Origin of the sequence: Pedococcus bigeumensis (assembly GCF_006438965.1) — a bacterium.
Lineage (GTDB): Bacteria > Actinomycetota > Actinomycetes > Actinomycetales > Dermatophilaceae > Pedococcus > Pedococcus bigeumensis_A.
Map to the genome: position 1 here is coordinate 447,789 of NZ_RCZM01000001.1, position 16,083 is coordinate 463,871.

14 protein-coding genes are annotated in these 16,083 nt (G+C 71.2%); 13 read left to right on the forward strand and 1 reads right to left on the reverse strand.

The annotated features are described in order from the left end of the window. The first annotated feature begins 49 nt into the window (after positions 1-49). From EAH86_RS02010 to EAH86_RS02055, 10 genes are all read left to right on the forward strand, one after another. Entirely contained in the window at positions 50-1,603 is a 1,554-nt protein-coding gene (locus EAH86_RS02010; protein ID WP_140736943.1) for a serine/threonine-protein kinase, read from the forward strand. Between the two features lie 10 nt (positions 1,604-1,613). Next, complete coding sequence (locus EAH86_RS02015) at positions 1,614-3,302, forward strand: FAD-dependent oxidoreductase (protein ID WP_140736944.1); 1,689 nt, start codon at positions 1,614-1,616, stop codon at positions 3,300-3,302. Between the two features lie 41 nt (positions 3,303-3,343). Further along, positions 3,344-3,772 (forward strand): DUF4265 domain-containing protein, encoded by a 429-nt coding sequence (locus EAH86_RS02020; protein ID WP_140736945.1) that lies wholly within the window; start codon positions 3,344-3,346, stop codon positions 3,770-3,772. Positions 3,773-3,821: 49 nt separating this feature from the next. Then, the gene (locus tag EAH86_RS02025) at positions 3,822-4,829 is read left to right on the forward strand and encodes a GNAT family N-acetyltransferase (protein ID WP_161988544.1); all 1,008 of its coding nucleotides are present in this window, start codon (positions 3,822-3,824) and stop codon (positions 4,827-4,829) included. A gap of 63 nt (positions 4,830-4,892) precedes the next feature. Beyond that, the gene (locus EAH86_RS02030; protein ID WP_140736947.1) at positions 4,893-5,201 is read left to right on the forward strand and encodes a thiamine-binding protein; all 309 of its coding nucleotides are present in this window, start codon (positions 4,893-4,895) and stop codon (positions 5,199-5,201) included. A 180-nt stretch (positions 5,202-5,381) separates the two neighbouring features. Then, positions 5,382-8,501, forward strand: coding sequence for an FtsX-like permease family protein (locus EAH86_RS02035; RefSeq protein ID WP_140736948.1), 3,120 nt, complete (start codon positions 5,382-5,384; stop codon positions 8,499-8,501). Beyond that, positions 8,498-9,397 carry an ABC transporter ATP-binding protein gene (locus tag EAH86_RS02040; protein WP_241668133.1) on the forward strand — a complete coding sequence of 300 codons (900 nt, stop codon included), beginning with the start codon at positions 8,498-8,500 and terminating at the stop codon, positions 9,395-9,397. The genes EAH86_RS02035 and EAH86_RS02040 overlap by 4 nt, the downstream gene beginning before the upstream one ends. After that, positions 9,390-10,139, forward strand: coding sequence for an ABC transporter ATP-binding protein (locus tag EAH86_RS02045; protein WP_241668134.1), 750 nt, complete (start codon positions 9,390-9,392; stop codon positions 10,137-10,139). Before EAH86_RS02040 ends, EAH86_RS02045 begins: the two co-directional genes overlap by 8 nt. Positions 10,140-10,149: 10 nt before the next feature. Then, a complete protein-coding gene (locus EAH86_RS02050; RefSeq protein WP_140736949.1) occupies positions 10,150-10,665 on the forward strand; it encodes a MarR family winged helix-turn-helix transcriptional regulator in 516 nt (171 codons plus the stop codon). Between the two features lie 151 nt (positions 10,666-10,816). Further along, complete coding sequence (locus tag EAH86_RS02055) at positions 10,817-12,556, forward strand: acyl-CoA mutase large subunit family protein (RefSeq protein WP_140736950.1); 1,740 nt, start codon at positions 10,817-10,819, stop codon at positions 12,554-12,556. Here EAH86_RS02055 and EAH86_RS02060 read toward each other — a convergent pair. Then, complete coding sequence (locus EAH86_RS02060; RefSeq protein ID WP_161988545.1) at positions 12,553-13,194, reverse strand: TetR/AcrR family transcriptional regulator; 642 nt, start codon at positions 13,192-13,194, stop codon at positions 12,553-12,555. The genes EAH86_RS02055 and EAH86_RS02060 overlap by 4 nt on opposite strands. Positions 13,195-13,331: 137 nt before the next feature. Here EAH86_RS02060 and EAH86_RS02065 point away from each other — a divergent pair, with 137 nt between their 5' ends. The 3 genes from EAH86_RS02065 to EAH86_RS02075 are packed head-to-tail and all read left to right on the forward strand — an operon-like array spanning position 13,332 to position 16,053. Further along, on the forward strand, positions 13,332-14,069 hold the full coding sequence (locus tag EAH86_RS02065; protein WP_161988546.1) for a hypothetical protein: 738 nt from the start codon (positions 13,332-13,334) through the stop codon (positions 14,067-14,069). Then, positions 14,066-15,055, forward strand: a complete 990-nt coding sequence (locus EAH86_RS02070) for a hypothetical protein (RefSeq protein WP_140736953.1) — start codon at positions 14,066-14,068, stop codon at positions 15,053-15,055. The genes EAH86_RS02065 and EAH86_RS02070 overlap by 4 nt, the downstream gene beginning before the upstream one ends. 14 nt (positions 15,056-15,069) lie before the next feature. Continuing rightward, a complete protein-coding gene (locus EAH86_RS02075; RefSeq protein ID WP_140736954.1) occupies positions 15,070-16,053 on the forward strand; it encodes a tetratricopeptide repeat protein in 984 nt (327 codons plus the stop codon). Positions 16,054-16,083 lie beyond the last annotated feature (30 nt).

Sequence of the window (16,083 nt, forward strand, 5' to 3'; positions counted from 1 at the left end):
ACACCAGCGGCGAATAGGGTGAACCCCGGACCCGACCGAAAGGACCCCAGTGCAGCCCCAGGTGATCGCCGGACGCTACGAGGTGATCCGTTCCATCGGAAGCGGTGGGATGGGCACCGTGTGGCTCTGTCGCGACACGGTCCTCGGGCGCGAGGTGGCCGTCAAGCAGATCGGTGCTCTTCCGGGGGACTCGGCCGGCGTCGCGCGTGCCATGCGAGAGGCCCGCATCGCCGCGTCCCTCAACGACGCGCACGCCGTTGGCGTGTTCGACGTCGTGGACGAGAACGACTCGCACTGGCTGGTGATGGAGTACGTCGAGGGCCAGAGCCTGGCCGAGCAGATCCGCGACGAGGGGGCCCTGCCGCCCACCCGCGTCGCGGCCATCGGCTCCGCCGTGGCGAGCGCCCTGGCGAGGGCGCACGAGCGTGGCATCGTGCACCGGGACATCAAGCCGGGCAACATCCTCATCGACAAGGCCGGCACTCCCAAGATCAGCGACTTCGGGATCGCCCGGGCGCACACCGATGACCAGCTGACTCAGACCGGGTTCATGACGGGAACGCCCGGCTACCTGTCGCCCGAGCTGGCCCGTGGCGGCAACCCCAATGCGGCAACTGACGTCTGGGCGCTCGGCGCGACCCTCTACTACGCGGTGGAGGGGCAGCCGCCGTACGAGTCGCAGGCCAACCCCCTCGCCACCCTCCAGGCCATCGCCCGGGGCGACGCCCGGCCGATGGAGCAGGCGGGTCCGCTCGGTGGCGCCATCGCGGCGATGATGGACCAGGACGCTGACCGGCGCTGGGACATGGCCACCGCGTCCGATCGCTTGGGCCGGATCGCCGCCGGCGACACCACGATGGCCCTTCCGCCTGGCGCGGTCCTCCGAGCGGGAGCCGCGGCCGCGGCCGCCGGGGCCACGGAGGTCTTGTCGGCGCCGCTCGAGACCACTCAGCGGATGGAAGCACCCCCGGTGCCGTCGCCTGTTCCGGCACCCACGGCATACCCGCCTCAGGGTGGCGAGCCGCGGGGGAACGGGCCGCGCGACGGCGAGCGTTCGCGGGCACTGGGCTGGATCGTGGCTCTGGTCGTCCTGGCTCTGATCGGCCTCGGGATCGCGTACGCCCTCACCGACGGGTTCGGCGCCAACTCGCCCACGCCGCGCCAGACGACGACGGTGACGGCACCTCCGAAGACCGAGACGCCGAGCACGACCAAGTCCAGCTCGTCGAGCTCCAGCTCGAGCACGACGTCGAAGTCGACCACGACCACGACGACCACCCCACCCAAGTCCGACGCGCAGCTGACCCGGTTCATCCAGACCTACTACAAGGACGTCACCAAGGCGGGCAAGCGCGACGGGACGTTCGCCGAGCTGACGCCGAAGATGCAGAGCTCCTCGGACGGTCGTGAGGGCTACGAGACGTTCTGGAGCACCATCAAGTCCGTCGAGGTCGGCGACGTGCAGTCCAATGCCGACACCGGCGTGGTGACGGCGCAGCTCAAGTTCACCAGGCAGGACGACACCAAGAGCGACGAGGTCCACAAGATCACGGTCGTGCGGGACGGCGACTCCTGGCTGATCGACAGCGACACCCCGCAGTGACGACCCGGCCATGACCACCCCCGCTCGCGTCCGCCCCGCGATCATGTTGATCGTCGCGGCTGAACACATTCCCACGGTGGACAGCGAGTTCGGGCGTTATGCAAGGGATTACGACATCCTGTGCGCGGACGACGCCGATGGCGGGCGTGAGCTGGTCCGCCAGGCGGCAGAGGACGAGCAACCCGTGGCCCTGGTCGGTGTCGGCTGGTCGGTGCCGGGAGTCGAGGTGGGACTGGACCTCCTCGACGAGCTGCACGCGCTGCTGCCGACTGCGCGCCGGATCTGCCTGACCTCCCGCGGCGACTACGGGCTCTCGATGCCGAAGCTGCGCGAAGCCCTCGGCCAGGGGCGGATCGACACCTACCTGCTCATCCCGCAGGGCCCGCGCGACGAGGAGTTCCACACCGCCGTCACCGAGTACCTCTCCGACTGGGGGTGGACCGCCTCCACGCCAGAGGTCGAGGGCGTGCAGATCATCGAAGGCGGCTCTCGCGCCGAGGTCTCACGGATCCGCGACTTCCTCGACCGGATGGGCATCCCGCACGGCGTGTACTCGCCGGACAGCGAGGTCGGGCGGCGAGTGCTGAGCGAGCTCCCATCGGTGCAGAGCGGTGCATCCCCGGCCTTCCCCGTGGTGGCGGCCGGTGTCGTCGGCCCGGCCCTCGAGGACGCCACCGCCCGTCAGGTCGCCCGGCTGGTCTACGGCTCGCCACAGACCGTCGATGCCGATGACATCGCGGACCTCGTCGTCATCGGCTCGGGCCCGGCGGGTCTTGCGGCGGCCGTCTACGGCGCCTCCGAGGGCCTCGACACCGTCGTGATCGAGTCCGACGCGGTGGGTGGACAGGCCGGCACCAGCTCGATGATCCGCAACTACCTCGGCTTCCCCCGCGGGATCTCGGGCATGCGGCTGGCCCAACGGGCCCGCTTCCAGGCCACCCGGTTCGGCGCGCGGATCTACACCGGGGTCGCCGCCGAGGCGATCGAGCCGGCGGCCAGCCCGGGAGACGCGCACGTGGTCCGTACCGAGGGCGGTGAGCTGCGCGCCAAGACGGTGCTCGTGGCCACCGGGGTCACCTACCGCCGCATCGGGATCGAGGCGCTCGAGGAGCTGGTCGGGCTGGGCGTCTACTACGGCGCCGCGACCAGCGCCGCCCGGGAGATGGAGGGCCGCGATGTCTTCGTCGTCGGTGGCGGCAACTCCGCGGGCCAGGCGGCGGTCTACCTTGCCCGGTATGCCGCGAGCGTCACCCTGCTCGTGCGGCGCCCCGACCTGACGACGACCATGTCGGACTACCTCATCCGGGAGATCGCCTCCACCACCCGGGTCACAGTGCGGACCGCGACCCGGGTGGTCGACGGTGGTGGTGACTCCTACCTCCAGTGGCTCTCGCTGACCGGCCCGGACGGCACCCACCGCGTCGACGCCGGTGGGCTGTTCCTGCTGCTGGGCGCCGACCCGTGCGGCGACTGGCTCCCGGACGCCATCGCCCGCGACGAGCGTGGCTTCGTCTACACCGGCCGCGAGGTGCCCATGTCGCAGTGGGCCGACGGTCGCCCACCCGCGGCCCTCGAGACCACCGTGCCCGGGATCTTCGCGGCCGGTGACCTGCGCGCCGGTTCGATGAAACGGGTCGCCTCCGCCAGTGGCGAGGGCGCCGCCACCGTGGCACTGGTACACGCCCACCTCGCGCCCTGAGCCCGTCCGTGTGCCCAACCACCTCTAACCGGAAGGACCCGATGCACGCCTACGTGTCGCTCGAGCAGGACGAGGGCGGCTACCCGCCGTTCGACAGCGAGGAGCTCGACGTCGAGCTGCGCCACGACGGTGCCTGCACGGTGGTCGGGGTCCCGGTCTTCACGAACGGCATCGCGGTCGACGACATCGTCTCGGTCATCCAGACCGAGGAGGACGACCGCTGGTGGGTGACGTCCGTGATGCTCGCGTCCGGTCACGGCACGGTGCGGGTGGTCCCGCACGGCGACACGTCGTTCGACGAGATCGTGGCCGAGCTCCAGGGCGTCGGGTGTGCGGCCCACGGCACCGACTTCGGAGTGGTGGCGGTCGACGTCCCGCCGGAGGTCGATGCGGACACCCTCGACCGAGTCCTCTCGTCCGGGCGGGCGTCAGGACGGTGGGAGTTCGACGTGGGCGTGGCCGTCGGCTGAGCAGGAAAACCATTGGCGGGCACCAACTCTGCGGGCCTACCGTCGAGGGATGGAGATCCGCCGCCTCAACACCGACGATGAGGCAGAGCTTGCCCGCTTCCACGCGATCGGCGACCGCGCCGAGCGGTTCGAGCGCCCTTACGCCACGACGTGGGGCCTGGACGAGATGCGGATCGAGCTCACCGAGGAGGACCCCTCCGAACGCAAGGACTGCGTAGTCGCGATCGACGGCGAGGAGATCGTCGGAGCAGGCATTGCGTTCTCGGCGACCAACGACAACACGCACCTGTCCTGGCTGATGCCCTGGGTCGAACCCGAGCGTCGTCGTCGGGGCATCGGCTCGGCCGTGCTGGCCGAGCTCGTCGCGATCTGCCGAGCGGACCACCGCACCGACCTGGTCATCGAGTCGGCCTATCCGTTCGACCGGCGCGAGGACCACCCCTACCGCAGGTTCGCGGAGAAGAACGGCTTCGTCCTGGCCAACACCGAGATCCGCCGGGTGCGGACGCTGCCCGTGGAGGACGTCGACCTCGACGCCCTGATGGCCGAAGCGGCCCCACACCACGAGGGTTACCGCATCGAGGCGTTCGAGGACCCGCTGCCCGACGAGCTGCTGCCCTCACTGTGCGCTGCCCACAACCGGCTCGCCGTCGATGCCCCGGGCGGCGACCTGGAGTTCGAGCCCGAGTCGCTCACGCCGGAGCTCGTCCGCGTCCACGAGGACCAGCGCCGGCGCCAGGGGCGTCGCAAGATCGCGACGCTCGCGATCAGCGACGCCGGTGAGGTCGTGGGGTACACCGATCTCGTCATCCCGCCCGAGGACCTGCCCAACGTGTGGCAGTGGGGCACCCTCGTGACGGCCGAGCACCGGGGCCACCACCTGGGCATGGCGATGAAGGCTCGTGCCCTCAAGGAGCTGCAGACCCGGATCGGTCCCGAGCGCACCCGCATCTTGACCTGCAACGCCGAGCAGAACGGCTACATGGTCTCGATCAACGAGCGCCTCGGGTTCCGCGCCGTCGAGGTGACCCCGGCCTTCCTCCTGCGCCAGTCGTGAGCCGGCTGCGGCAACCCACCGGGCGCGTGCCGCGGTGCCGGCCACGCGGCATACGGTGGGGTCATGCTCGTTGCCTTCTCCGTCGCCCCGTCCATCCCCGCCGACACCACCGGTTCGGTGAGTGAGGCGGTCGCCGCCGCCGTCACCGTCGTGCGCGAGTCCGGTCTGCCGCACCGCACCTCGTCGATGTTCACCGAGATCGAGGGGGACTGGGACGAGGTGATGGCCGTGGTCAAGGGTGCGGTCGACGCCGTGGCCGCGTTCGGCCCGCGGGTGAGCCTGGTGCTCAAGGCCGACATCCGCGACGGGTATGCCGGTGAGCTGACCGCCAAGCTCGACCGCCTCGAAGCAGCGATCGACGCCCAGGAGTAGCCCAGGAGCAGCCAGGGAGTCGTCCGCAAGGAACGCTGGCTGGCACGCCCTCCGAGCGTGAATTGTTGCCGGAATGTGGCCCACTGCCGGATGAATCCGCCTTAGGGTCGAGCGGGACCGGGACCGGCACGAGACGCCGGCCCGAGGGGACGAACCGGGACGCACGGAGGTACTGACGGCATGTGGGCTGCGATCAGATATCGCCGAGCCCAGGCCGGGGTCCTCGTGCTGCTGTCGGCGCTGATCGCCACCTGCGCCGTGTTCGCGCCGCTCTACCAGCGGGCGCTCGAGCAGGCGCTCCTACGCTCCAGCATCAGCTCGGCCAGCATCGCCGACACGGCCCTGGTGGTCCGAGCCGGCCGGGGGACGGCCAACCCGAGCTTCGCCAGTGCAGCCCTCTCCGGCAATGTCCCGGCCTCGGTGCAGGTGCTCTACGGCGACCCCATCGGGCAGATGTCCGACGCCATCAGCATCGTGCCGAAGGCCGGCCTCAAGCACTCGCCGGGAGATCTCGTCGCACGTGACCAGGTCTGCCAGCACCTCAAGATCACCACCGGCACCTGTCCCAAGGCGGTCGGCGAGGTGCTGGTCTCCGCGAAGGACATGGCCGCCTGGAAGTGGCCCCTCGGCAAGACGTTCGACACCACGGTGCCCGGTCTCGGCCAGGGTGAGAAGCCCACCGCCACCCTCAAGGTCGTCGGGGCCTACGAGGTCGTGCCGGACGAGGGCTACTGGCTGCGCACCCAGCTGGACGGCAAGTCGGGCTCGCTCATAGACGTCGGTCTCGAGCAGGTGCCGGCCATCGACGACTTCGTCACCCCCGAGGCGACGTTCACCAAGGACTGGAGCGTGGCGCAGGCGACGTTGACGCTGCCGCTGCGACGCGACCTGTTCACGCTGGGCAACCTGCAGCAGATCTCCGACGTGCTGGCTGCCAAGGGCGGCAACCGGGCGGCCGGACAGGGGATCGACGGCGCGCTGGTGGAGACCCAGCTGCCCACGATCATCGACGGGATCCGGGTGGGGCAGCACCAGCTGCGCGTCATCGTCCCGCTCCTGATGGCCCAGCTGGGCCTGCTGGCGGCGGCCATCCTGCTGCTCGTCGCGCAGGCCGCGGTGGAGCAGCGGCGACCTGAGGTGGCCCTGGCCCGGCTCCGCGGCCGCAGCCGTGAGGGGGCCGGGCGGATCGTCATGGGGGAGCTCGCCGCGACCGTCGCGATCGGGCTGCCCATCGGGTTCCTGCTCGCGCTCCTGCTGACCACCCTGGTGCGGTGGTTCCTGCTTCCCGAAGGTGTCCCGTTCGAGGTGCCCTGGTACTCCGTCCTGGCGCTCGCGGCGTCGGCCGTCGTGTGCGCGGTGGCCATCTGGCTCGCCGCGCGCCCCGTTCAGCGGCTCACCGTCTCGGCCCTGCTGCGACGGGTGTCCCGCGAGCGTGCGCGGGCCTTCGGGATCGTGGACATCCTGGCCGTGGCCCTGGCCGCGTTCGGCCTCATCGGGCTGGCGACCGGGACGCTCGGGGGACCGCTGGCCCTCGTGACGCCGACCCTGATCGCCCTCGCTGCCGGACTCGTCGCCTCCCGTCTGGCCGTCCCGGTCGCAGGTGCCAGCGGTCGCGCCAACCTGCGCCGGGGTCGGATCGGGCCGGCCCTGACCGCCTTCGGGCTCGAGCGCCGGCCCACGCTGCGCAAGGTCGTCACCGTGGTCAGCGTCGCCGTGGCGCTCACCGTGTTCGCCGCCAACGCACTCGTCGTGGGCGACCGCAACTGGACGGCGCGAGCCCAGGTGCAGACCGGTGCCCCCGCCGTCATCGACACCGACAGCCGCAACCCCGCCAGCCTGCTGGCCACCGTGCGGGCGATCGACCCGACAGGTACCAAGGCCAGCCCCGTGGCGATCGTCCGACGCACCGACCAGAAGTCGACGGCGACCATGGCGGTGGTCACCAGGGACTTCGAGGAGACGTCGTTCGCGCCGCCTGGTGAGCCGTACCGACTGGGCGCGCTCGCCCCACCCGACATCGCGCCGGTCCAGCTCCGTGGCACGCGGGTCACCGGCCGGATCGCCTGGAACCTCACCACCCCCGAGGGCCAGCTCGCCCAACGGCCGACCGGCCAGTCCGGGGCCCCGCTGCCTCCCGGGGTGGGTCCGGGCTCGGAGGAGCCCTCCGAGCTGCGCATCTCGGTGACGACGCCCCAAGGTCAGCGCCTGACGCGGGTGATCGGCCAGGTCCCGTTGCAGGGCAAGGGATCTGCCGAGCTCAAGGGCTTGCTGCTCTGCCCGGACGGCTGCCGTCTCGACGGGCTCGAGTTCCGCAAGACCGACCAGCAGGCCAGTGAGGTCAGCGGCACGCTCAGCATCACCGGGCTGGGCATCGACGGGAAGTCCCTCGACCTCGCCGCACCCAACCAGTGGAACCCGTTCGTCGCGCCCGCCACGAGCAGCGGAGACGCGCTCAAGCAGGTGCCGGCGACGGGCGACACCCTTGCCCTCGAGCTGGTCAGCACGGGCTTCGCGCTCGAGCTCTCGCACGCCGACGTCCCGGCCGTCGTCCCGGGCCTGCTCGCAGGTCCGATGCCGCCCGGGGGTTCCGCCCAGGGTTTCGACGCGGTCGGCATCAACGGTGCCCCGCTGACGGCAGCCGTCCAGCAGACGGTCGACACCCTCCCGGTCCTGGGCGGCCAGGGGGTCCTCGTGGACTACGAGACGCTGGCTCGCTTGGGTGGTCGCCTGCCCGACAGCGGGACGCTCTCGGTCTGGGTCAGCGACCCTGCCCGTGCCGACGCCGTGGCCCAGAGCCTGACCACGCAAGGGGTCGGCGTCCTGGCCAGGCACAGCGTGGCCACGGCCAAGGACCGCCTCGACGAGTCCGCGTCGGCCTGGGGTCTGCGACTGGCCGCCTTCACCGGTGCGATGGGTGTCCTGCTCGCAGCCCTGGTGGTGCTCGTCATGACGGTCACCGGCTGGCGGGTCGTGGCGCGTGACCTCGCTGCCCTGCACATGTCCGGCGTCCCGCTCAAGGAGCTGCGGCGCTCGCTCGTGCGCGAACAGGTCGTGCTCGTCCTGGTCGGCACCGTGGTGGGGGTGATCTGCGGCGCGGTGAGCTCGTTCATCGCGATGCCACTGATCCCGTTGTTCGACAGCGCCTCCGACCCGGTGCCGGCCCTCGAGCTCGCACCGGACACCCTGGCCATCGTCGGCGCCGCAGTGGTGGCCGGCCTGGTGTTGGTCGCCGTGGGGTGGCTGGCCGCCGTGGGTGCCGGGCGCAGGATCACGTTGCGACGGATCAGGGAGTCACTGTGAGCACCAGCGCTTTGACTGGGGTGAGCGGGAGCTCCGAGAGTCGCGGCACTTCCAGCAGGGGGCTGCGGGTCACCACGCGCGGCCTCGTCCACATCTACCGGGCTGAGGGCCACGACGTGGCAGCCCTGTCCGGGGTCGACCTCACCGTCCACCCGGGTGAGGTGGTCGGGCTGCTGGGTCCGTCCGGCGCGGGCAAGTCGACCCTGCTCACGCTGTTCGGCGGGCTGATGCGCCCCAGCGCGGGCCGGGTGCTCGTCGGGGAGCACGAGCTGTCCACCATGTCCGAAGCCGACCTCGACCGGTTCCGCGCCGCGGAGGTGGGCCTCGTCCTGCAGGGCGCCACCCGAAACCTGTTGCCCTACCTCACTGCCCGCCAGAACGTCGAGTTCGCCCAGAGCTCGGCCCGCAAGGCCGGTCGTGAGGTGCCACCGCCCGGTGAGGTGCTGGAGCTCGTCGGCCTCCACCACGCGGCGACCGCGCCGCTCGACTCGCTGCCGCCGGGACAGCTCCAGCTCGCGGCGCTCGCGGTCGCGCTCGCCAGCCGTCCGGGACTGTTGCTCGGCGACGAGCCGACCTCGCAGCTGCACCACTCGTCCCGCGACCTCGTGCTCGACACGTTGCACCGGGTCAACCAGGAGTGGGGGACCACCGTCGTGGTCGTGACCCACGACCCCGAGGTGGCCGCGCGGCTGCCGCGCACGGTCACCATCCGCGACGGCCGCGTCGGTGGCGAGGGCCGTTCCGGCGAGGCGTATGCCGTGGTGTCAGCGGACGGCTCGCTGCCCCTTCCGCCCGCAGCTGTGGGTGCATTCCCTCCCGGGGCGCTGGTGCGGGTGCACGAGGTCGACGGCGTCTGGACGCTGATCCCGCAGGGCAGGGGTGAGACGGATGAGTAATAACCGCCGCGAGGGTGACGCGGACGTCTGGGCGATGACCGACGGACACCGCCCCGGGGACGGTGCGGAGCTCGAGGACGTGGAGTCGCCGCCCCTGAGCGTGGAGGGTGTGACCGTCCGCTACGGGTCGACGGTCGCGGTCGTCGACGCAGACCTTGAGGCCTATGCCGGCGAGTTCATCGCCATCACGGGCCACAGCGGTGCCGGGAAGTCGTCCCTGCTGTGGGCGATCGGTGGCGCGGTGGCCTGCGAGGGCACCGTCCGGATCGGCGACGAAGAGGTCCGCGACCGCGCCCAGGCCGCCCGCCTGGGCATCGAGGTGATCCCGCAGGGGAGTGCCCTCGCGGTCCTGCTCTCGGCCGAGGAGAACGTCACGCTGCCGCTGCTGGCGCGCGGGGTGCGCGCAGAGCAGGCCCAGCGACGGGCCAAGGCAGCGCTGGAGTCCGTCGGTCTGCACGAGTCCGGCAGCCACCTCGCCGAGGAGCTGAGCGGCGGTCAGCAGCAGCGGGTGGCGGTGGCCCGTGGCCTTGCCCTGCGCGGCAGGGTGCTGCTCGCCGATGAGCCCACCTCCGAGCTCGACCACGACAACCGTGAACGCGTCCTGGCGCTGCTGCGGGCCGAAGCCCGGCGGGGCGCGATCGTCATCATGGCGACGCACGACCCCGAGGCGGCCGAGGAGGCCGACGGCGAGATCCGTCTCGATGATGGACAGCTCGAGACCATCCGCACCCCCGCGGGCTAGCCTGCTGCGCGTGCCGAAGCCGATTCGCCTGCCGTTCGACCCGATCACGCGCGCGGCGCAGCTGTGGACCAGGCGCTGGGGGCGCACCTCCCAGCCGTTGGCGATGGCCAGCGCGACGTCGATCATGCGGGTCCAGCAGCTCCTCATCACCGACTATGACGCGCTGGTCGGCAGGCACGGCCTCACCTTCGCCCGCTACGAGGCGCTGGTGCTGCTCGCGTTCAGCCGTGACGGCAGGCTGGGCATGAGCAAGATCGGCCAGCGGCTGATGGTCCACCCCACGAGCGCCACCAACATCATCCAGCGGCTCGACGCCCAGGGCTTCGTCGAGCGGGTGCCCAACCCCGACGACGGCCGCGGCACCCTCGCGGTCATCACCCCGGCCGGACGCGCAGCAATGGAAGCCGCGACCGCCGACCTGGTGCAGCACAAGTTCGGGCTGGGCATGCTGACCGCCGCCGAGCACGAGCAGCTCTTCGACCTGCTGCGCAAGGTGCGGGTCGGCGCTGCTGACTTCGACGCCTGACCCAGCCACCCGGCATACCCACCCTTGCTCGCCCTGTTGGAAGCGAAACTTCCGGATATCCGGAAGTTTCGCTTCCAACCTGACCGCCCGGGCCGGGGCCGGAGGGAGGCTGGCGTGACATTTACTAGGACGTCCTAGTAAATTGGCAGGCATGCCCGAGAACCCTGCACCCACCACCCCCGCGACGAGCGACGGCGCTGCGCGCTGGCAGGCCCGCTACGACGCGGCCCAGGCGAAGGGCCAGGTGCGGGACGCCGACTTCACCACGCTCTCGCAGATGCCGGTGGAGCCCGTCTACGGGCCGACCGACGGCTCCGAGGTGCCAGAGCGGATCGGCTGGCCGGGGGAGTACCCCTTCACGCGTGGCCTCTACCCGACCGGTTATCGCGGCCGCACCTGGACGATCCGGCAGTTCGCCGGCTTCGGCAACGCGGTGCAGACCAACGAGCGCTACAAGATGATCCTCGAGCGCGGGGGCGGCGGTCTCTCGGTGGCCTTCGACATGCCCACCCTGATGGGGCGCGACTCGGACGACCCGATGGCCCTGGGCGAGGTCGGCCACTGTGGCGTCGCGATCGACTCCGCTGCCGACATGGAGGTGCTGTTCAACGAGCTGCCGCTCGAGGACATCACCACGTCGATGACGATCAGCGGCCCGGCCGTCCCGGTGTTCTGCATGTACCTCGTCGCCTCCGAGCGCCAGGGGGTCGACCTCGGCGTCCTCAACGGCACGCTGCAGACCGACATCTTCAAGGAGTACATCGCCCAGAAGGAGTGGCTGTTCGCTCCCGAGCCGCACCTGCGCCTGATCGGCGACCTGATGGAGTACTGCGCCGAGAACATCCCTGACTACAAGCCGCTATCGGTCTCGGGCTACCACATCCGCGAGGCCGGTTCGACGGCTGCGCAGGAGCTCGCGTTCACCCTCGCTGACGGTTTCGGCTACGTCGAGCTGGGCCTGTCGCGCGGCCTCGACATCGAGAAGTTCGCACCTGGTCTGTCGTTCTTCTTCGACAGCCACCTCGACTTCTTCGAGGAGATCGCCAAGTTCCGCGCGGCCCGTCGCATCTGGGCCCGCTGGCTGCGCGACACCTACGGCGCGAAGACCGACAAGGCCCAGTGGCTGCGGTTCCACACCCAGACCGCCGGAGTCTCCCTGACTGCCCAGCAGCCCTACAACAACGTGGTCCGCACCGCCGTCGAGGCGCTCGCGGCCGTCCTCGGTGGCACCAACTCGTTGCACACCAACGCCCTCGACGAGACCCTCGCGCTGCCCAGTGAGCAGGCCGCCGAGATCGCGCTGCGCACCCAGCAGGTGCTCATGGAGGAGACCGGCGTCGTCAACGTCGCGGACCCCCTCGGCGGCAGCTGGTACGTCGAGGCCCTCACCGACAAGATCGAGGCCGAGGCCGAGGCGATCTTCGACAAGATCAGGGCGATGGGCGAGCTCGGCAAGCCCCGCAACGCCGAGGGCGGTGTCGACCACGCGGTCGGCCCGATGACCTCAGGCATCCTGCGCGGCATCGAGGACGGCTGGTTCATGTCCGAGATCGCCGAGGCGGCGTTCCAGTACCAGGTGTCGCTGGAGAAGGGTGACAAGAAGGTCGTGGGCGTCAACTGCCACACCGCCTCGGTCACCCACCAGCTCGAGATCCTGCGGGTCAGCCACGAGGTCGAGACCGACCAGGTGGCCGCCCTCAAGACGCGCAAGTCGGGCCGCGACGAGGACGCCGTGCGCGCCGCCGTGCAGCACATGGTCGAGGTTGCCCGGACCAGCGGGAACATGGTCCCGGCCATGCTCGACGCTGCGCGCGCCGAGGCGACGCTGGGGGAGATCTGCGACGCGTTGCGGGACGAGTGGGGCGTCTACCGCGAGCCGGCCCGCTTCTAGACCGGGTCGTCGGCCTCGCGCTGCTCGCGGCGGAGCCGGGCATAGGCGACGTCGGCCAGCAGGCCGATGAGCCCGTCGATGAAGGCCTCGTCGGGCACACCCGTCGCCAGCGCCCGGTGCATGACGGACCCGACCACGACGTCGGCGAGCAGGTCGACGTCGATCATGTCCTGGCGGATCTCGCCCCGGTCGATGGCACGCTGCACGGAGGTGGCGACCAGCGCGTGCAACCGGGTCGACAGGGACTCCCGCACGCGCAGGCCGACGCCCCCGGGGTCACGGGCCGACTCGGCCAGCAACGCGGCATACGCACCGCCGGTGGAGGGGTCGCGCAGCAGCCGCGCCGCCTCGCCGATGCCGGCGCGCATGTCCGCCTCCAACGAGCCCTGGTCGCCGATCTCGATCTCGTCGAAGCTCGCGGCCACGGCATGCACAGCGAGCTCGATCTTCGACGGCCAGCGCCGGTAGAGCGTGCTCTTGGCCACACCGGCCTTGGCGGCCACGTGCTCCATCGACATCCGAGCAACGCCCTTGTCGGCGAGCACCTGCCGTGCCGCAGCGGTGATCGCCTGCTCAGTGGCCTCCTCGCGGGGGCGACCGGGGCGGCGACTTCGGCCCTGCCGTGAACGTGAGGTCATCCCGGCGATCATGCCACTGACCGCACGATTTCAGGGGGTGGGGATTTGTCGTGGTGGACCAACCTGGGTCATGGTGGTGTGATTGCCGGCTGCGGGGTACGCCCGTGTGCCGGCCCACTCACGTAAGGATTTCTACTGTGTCGATTGTGGCCAAACGCGCGCTCCTCGCCGCGCTGACCGTGATCGGACTCGTGCTCCTGCTCGTCGGAGCCTGGTTCACCGTCCACCTCGGGTCGTCCGGCAGCGCCGTGCTCAGGTCCACTCCTGCCAGCGACGCGGTCGTCGTCATCGAGCCCTCCGTGCTCAACCGGGTCGACCGTCCGGTGAGCATCACCGCCGTGGCTGCCCCCGGCACGAAGATCTGGATGGGTCGCACCACGCCCACCGATGCAGAGGCCATCGTGGGGGGCGCCGACCGCACGTCGGTCACGGGCGCCCACATCCGGGACTGGAGCCTGGTGCAGTCGCGGTCCGGTGCAGGGACTGCCCCGAACCTGGCGAGCGCCGACATCTGGCGCCAGACCGCGTCCGGCGACGGCCGGGTGCGCATCACGGTCGACCAGAGCGGTGCCCCCGAGTCGGTCGTCATCGCCGCACCGGACGGCAAGCCGGTCGACCTGACGTCACTCCGGGTCACCATCGCGCGACCCACCTGGTTCTTCCAGGCGCTCCTCGCGACGCTGGTGGGACTGCTGGCCACGGTGGCCGGGGCCGCTGGGCTCTGGCAGAGCTGGCGACACCCGACCCGGGGTCCGGCGCTGGTTCCCGCCGACGGGCCGGACGACGGGCCGGACGAGGCGTCGGCAGACCGGCCGGACAAGGCGCCCGTCGACCAGCCAGATACCGACGAACCCACCCAGGAGGTGTCCGCATGAGCCGCTCGACCACCCGCATCGCGCTCGTCGGTGCCCTCAGCCTCGCCCTCGCCGGGTGTGGCGCCGGGGCCGGACTCGCGGGCATCCACGACGCACCCAGCCAGGTCACGACCACCGCGCCGATCTCCGCCGATACTGCCGAGACCATCGCCACCCGGGTCCTCGCCCAGGCCGCCGAGGCCAGTGCGGCCAAGCCCGCAGACGCCGAGGCGCTCCGGACCGAGGCGCTCACCGGCAGTGCGCTCGCCGTTGCCAATGCCGCCAGCCGGCTCGAGACCGATGCACCCGCCCCCACGGCACCCCTGACGCGCGCGGAGCCACCCAAGGTCCTCGGGGTCTCGCGTGGCACGGGCTGGCCGCGGCTGATCCTCGTCCAGACCAGCACCGCTGAGAACGGTGCGGTGCTCAACCTGCTGGTCTCGCCCGATGCCAAGACGCCCTACCGGCTCAGCGCGGCCGCGCCGATGCAGCCGGGTGCCACGGTGGCCGCTCTCGACTCGCTGAGCACCGGTTCGCCGCTGGTTGCCCCCGGTGCCAAGCTCGCGGTGCAGCCTGCCGACCTGCTCAAGGAGTATGCCGCGAGCCTCGCCTACCCCAAGCCGGTCGCCACCACCGATGTCGACCCCGCTGAGCCGTTCGCGACAGCGATCCGCGGGCACGCGGCCGAGCAGGCCAAGACCTTCGGCAAGCTCGCGACCCTCACGCAGGCGCACACGGTCGAGCCGGACAACACCGTCGCCATCTCGCTGCGGGGTGGCGGAGCCCTCGTCTTCGGGCTGCTCGAACGCACCGACACGATCACGCTGCGCCCCGGCGGAAAGTCGCTCACGCCCAGCGCCGACTTCCAGCGGCTGGTCCGCAAGAAGACGCTGACCAAGAGCGCCGAGCTCAAGTCCTACGAGACCGTCGTCTTCACCGTGCCGGTCGAGGGCAAGGCCCAGGTCGTCGCCGTCGACGAGGTGCTGTTCTCGGCCCAGGGCAAGTAAGGGACAATCGCCGCATGAGTGATCGGCCGTTGACCACGGGTGGCCTGCGGGGCGCCATCGACCTGACCGCGTTGCGGAGCCAGCCCCCGTCGGGCGCACCGTCTGCCGCTGCCGGAGGGTCCGCCGCAGGGGCGGCCGGTGGCGCGGCTGCGGGTGCCGGAGTGGCCGGGCGCACCGGCGTGGTCGTCGAGGGGACCGACACCAACTTCCAGGAGATCGCGAACGCCTCGGTCGGTGTGCCGATGCTGTTGGTCCTGTGGGCGGCCCAGATCCCCGAGTCGCTCGACTACCTCGACACGGTCGTCGCGGTCGCAGGCAGCTACGAGGGTCGGTTCCAGGTCGTCAGCGTCAACGTCGAGGAGAACCCGACGCTGCTGCGCGCCTTCCAGGTCCAGAGCGTCCCGGTGACAATAGGCCTCATCCAGGGCCAGCCGGTGCCCATGTTCGCGGGCATCCAGCCCGACACCGCCCTGCGTCCGGTGCTCGACGAGTTCCTCGGCCTGGCGGTGCAGCACGGCGTGACCGGGCGCGTGGACATCGCCGGGGCGGGCGCCGCCCCCGAAGGCGAAGAGGTCGAGGAGCAGCTCCCCCCGCTGCACCAAGAGGCCTACGACGCCATCGAGCGGGGCGACCTCGATGGTGCCGCCACGGCATACCAGCAGGCGTTGAAGCAGAACCCTGCGGACGCGGACGCCGAGCTCGGGCTTGCCCAGGTGGGCCTGATGCAGCGCACCGACGGTGCGGACCTGCAGGCGGCCCGCGCAGCGGCGGCCGAGCACCCGACCGACGTCGCCGCCCAGGGGCTCGTCGCGGACCTCGACGTCCTCGGTGGTCACGTGGAGGACGCGTTCCTGCGGCTTCTCGACCTGGTCCGGGCCACTGCTGGTGAGGAGCGGGAGCAGGCCAAGAACCACCTGCTGCAGCTGTTCGCGGTGGTCGGGTCGCACGACGAGCGGGTGCGCAAGGCGCGCACGGCGCTGATGAGCGCGCTGTTCTGACAGCTGTCCCAGATGTTGGGGGGAGGGGGT

What these genes read in the sequence shown, in the direction of transcription:
- EAH86_RS02020 (WP_140736945.1), top strand. Translation starts at nt 3,344, where the DNA reads ATGCACGCCTACGTGTCGCTCGAGCAGGACGAGGGCGGCTACCCGCCG.
- EAH86_RS02055 (WP_140736950.1), top strand. Translation starts at nt 10,817, where the DNA reads ATGCCCGAGAACCCTGCACCCACCACCCCCGCGACGAGCGACGGCGCT.
- EAH86_RS02015 (WP_140736944.1), top strand. Translation starts at nt 1,614, where the DNA reads ATGACCACCCCCGCTCGCGTCCGCCCCGCGATCATGTTGATCGTCGCG.
- EAH86_RS02060 (WP_161988545.1), bottom strand. Translation starts at nt 13,194, where the DNA reads ATGACCTCACGTTCACGGCAGGGCCGAAGTCGCCGCCCCGGTCGCCCC.
- EAH86_RS02030 (WP_140736947.1), top strand. Translation starts at nt 4,893, where the DNA reads ATGCTCGTTGCCTTCTCCGTCGCCCCGTCCATCCCCGCCGACACCACC.
- EAH86_RS02075 (WP_140736954.1), top strand. Translation starts at nt 15,070, where the DNA reads ATGAGTGATCGGCCGTTGACCACGGGTGGCCTGCGGGGCGCCATCGAC.
- EAH86_RS02070 (WP_140736953.1), top strand. Translation starts at nt 14,066, where the DNA reads ATGAGCCGCTCGACCACCCGCATCGCGCTCGTCGGTGCCCTCAGCCTC.
- EAH86_RS02035 (WP_140736948.1), top strand. Translation starts at nt 5,382, where the DNA reads ATGTGGGCTGCGATCAGATATCGCCGAGCCCAGGCCGGGGTCCTCGTG.
- EAH86_RS02045 (WP_241668134.1), top strand. Translation starts at nt 9,390, where the DNA reads ATGAGTAATAACCGCCGCGAGGGTGACGCGGACGTCTGGGCGATGACC.
- EAH86_RS02025 (WP_161988544.1), top strand. Translation starts at nt 3,822, where the DNA reads ATGGAGATCCGCCGCCTCAACACCGACGATGAGGCAGAGCTTGCCCGC.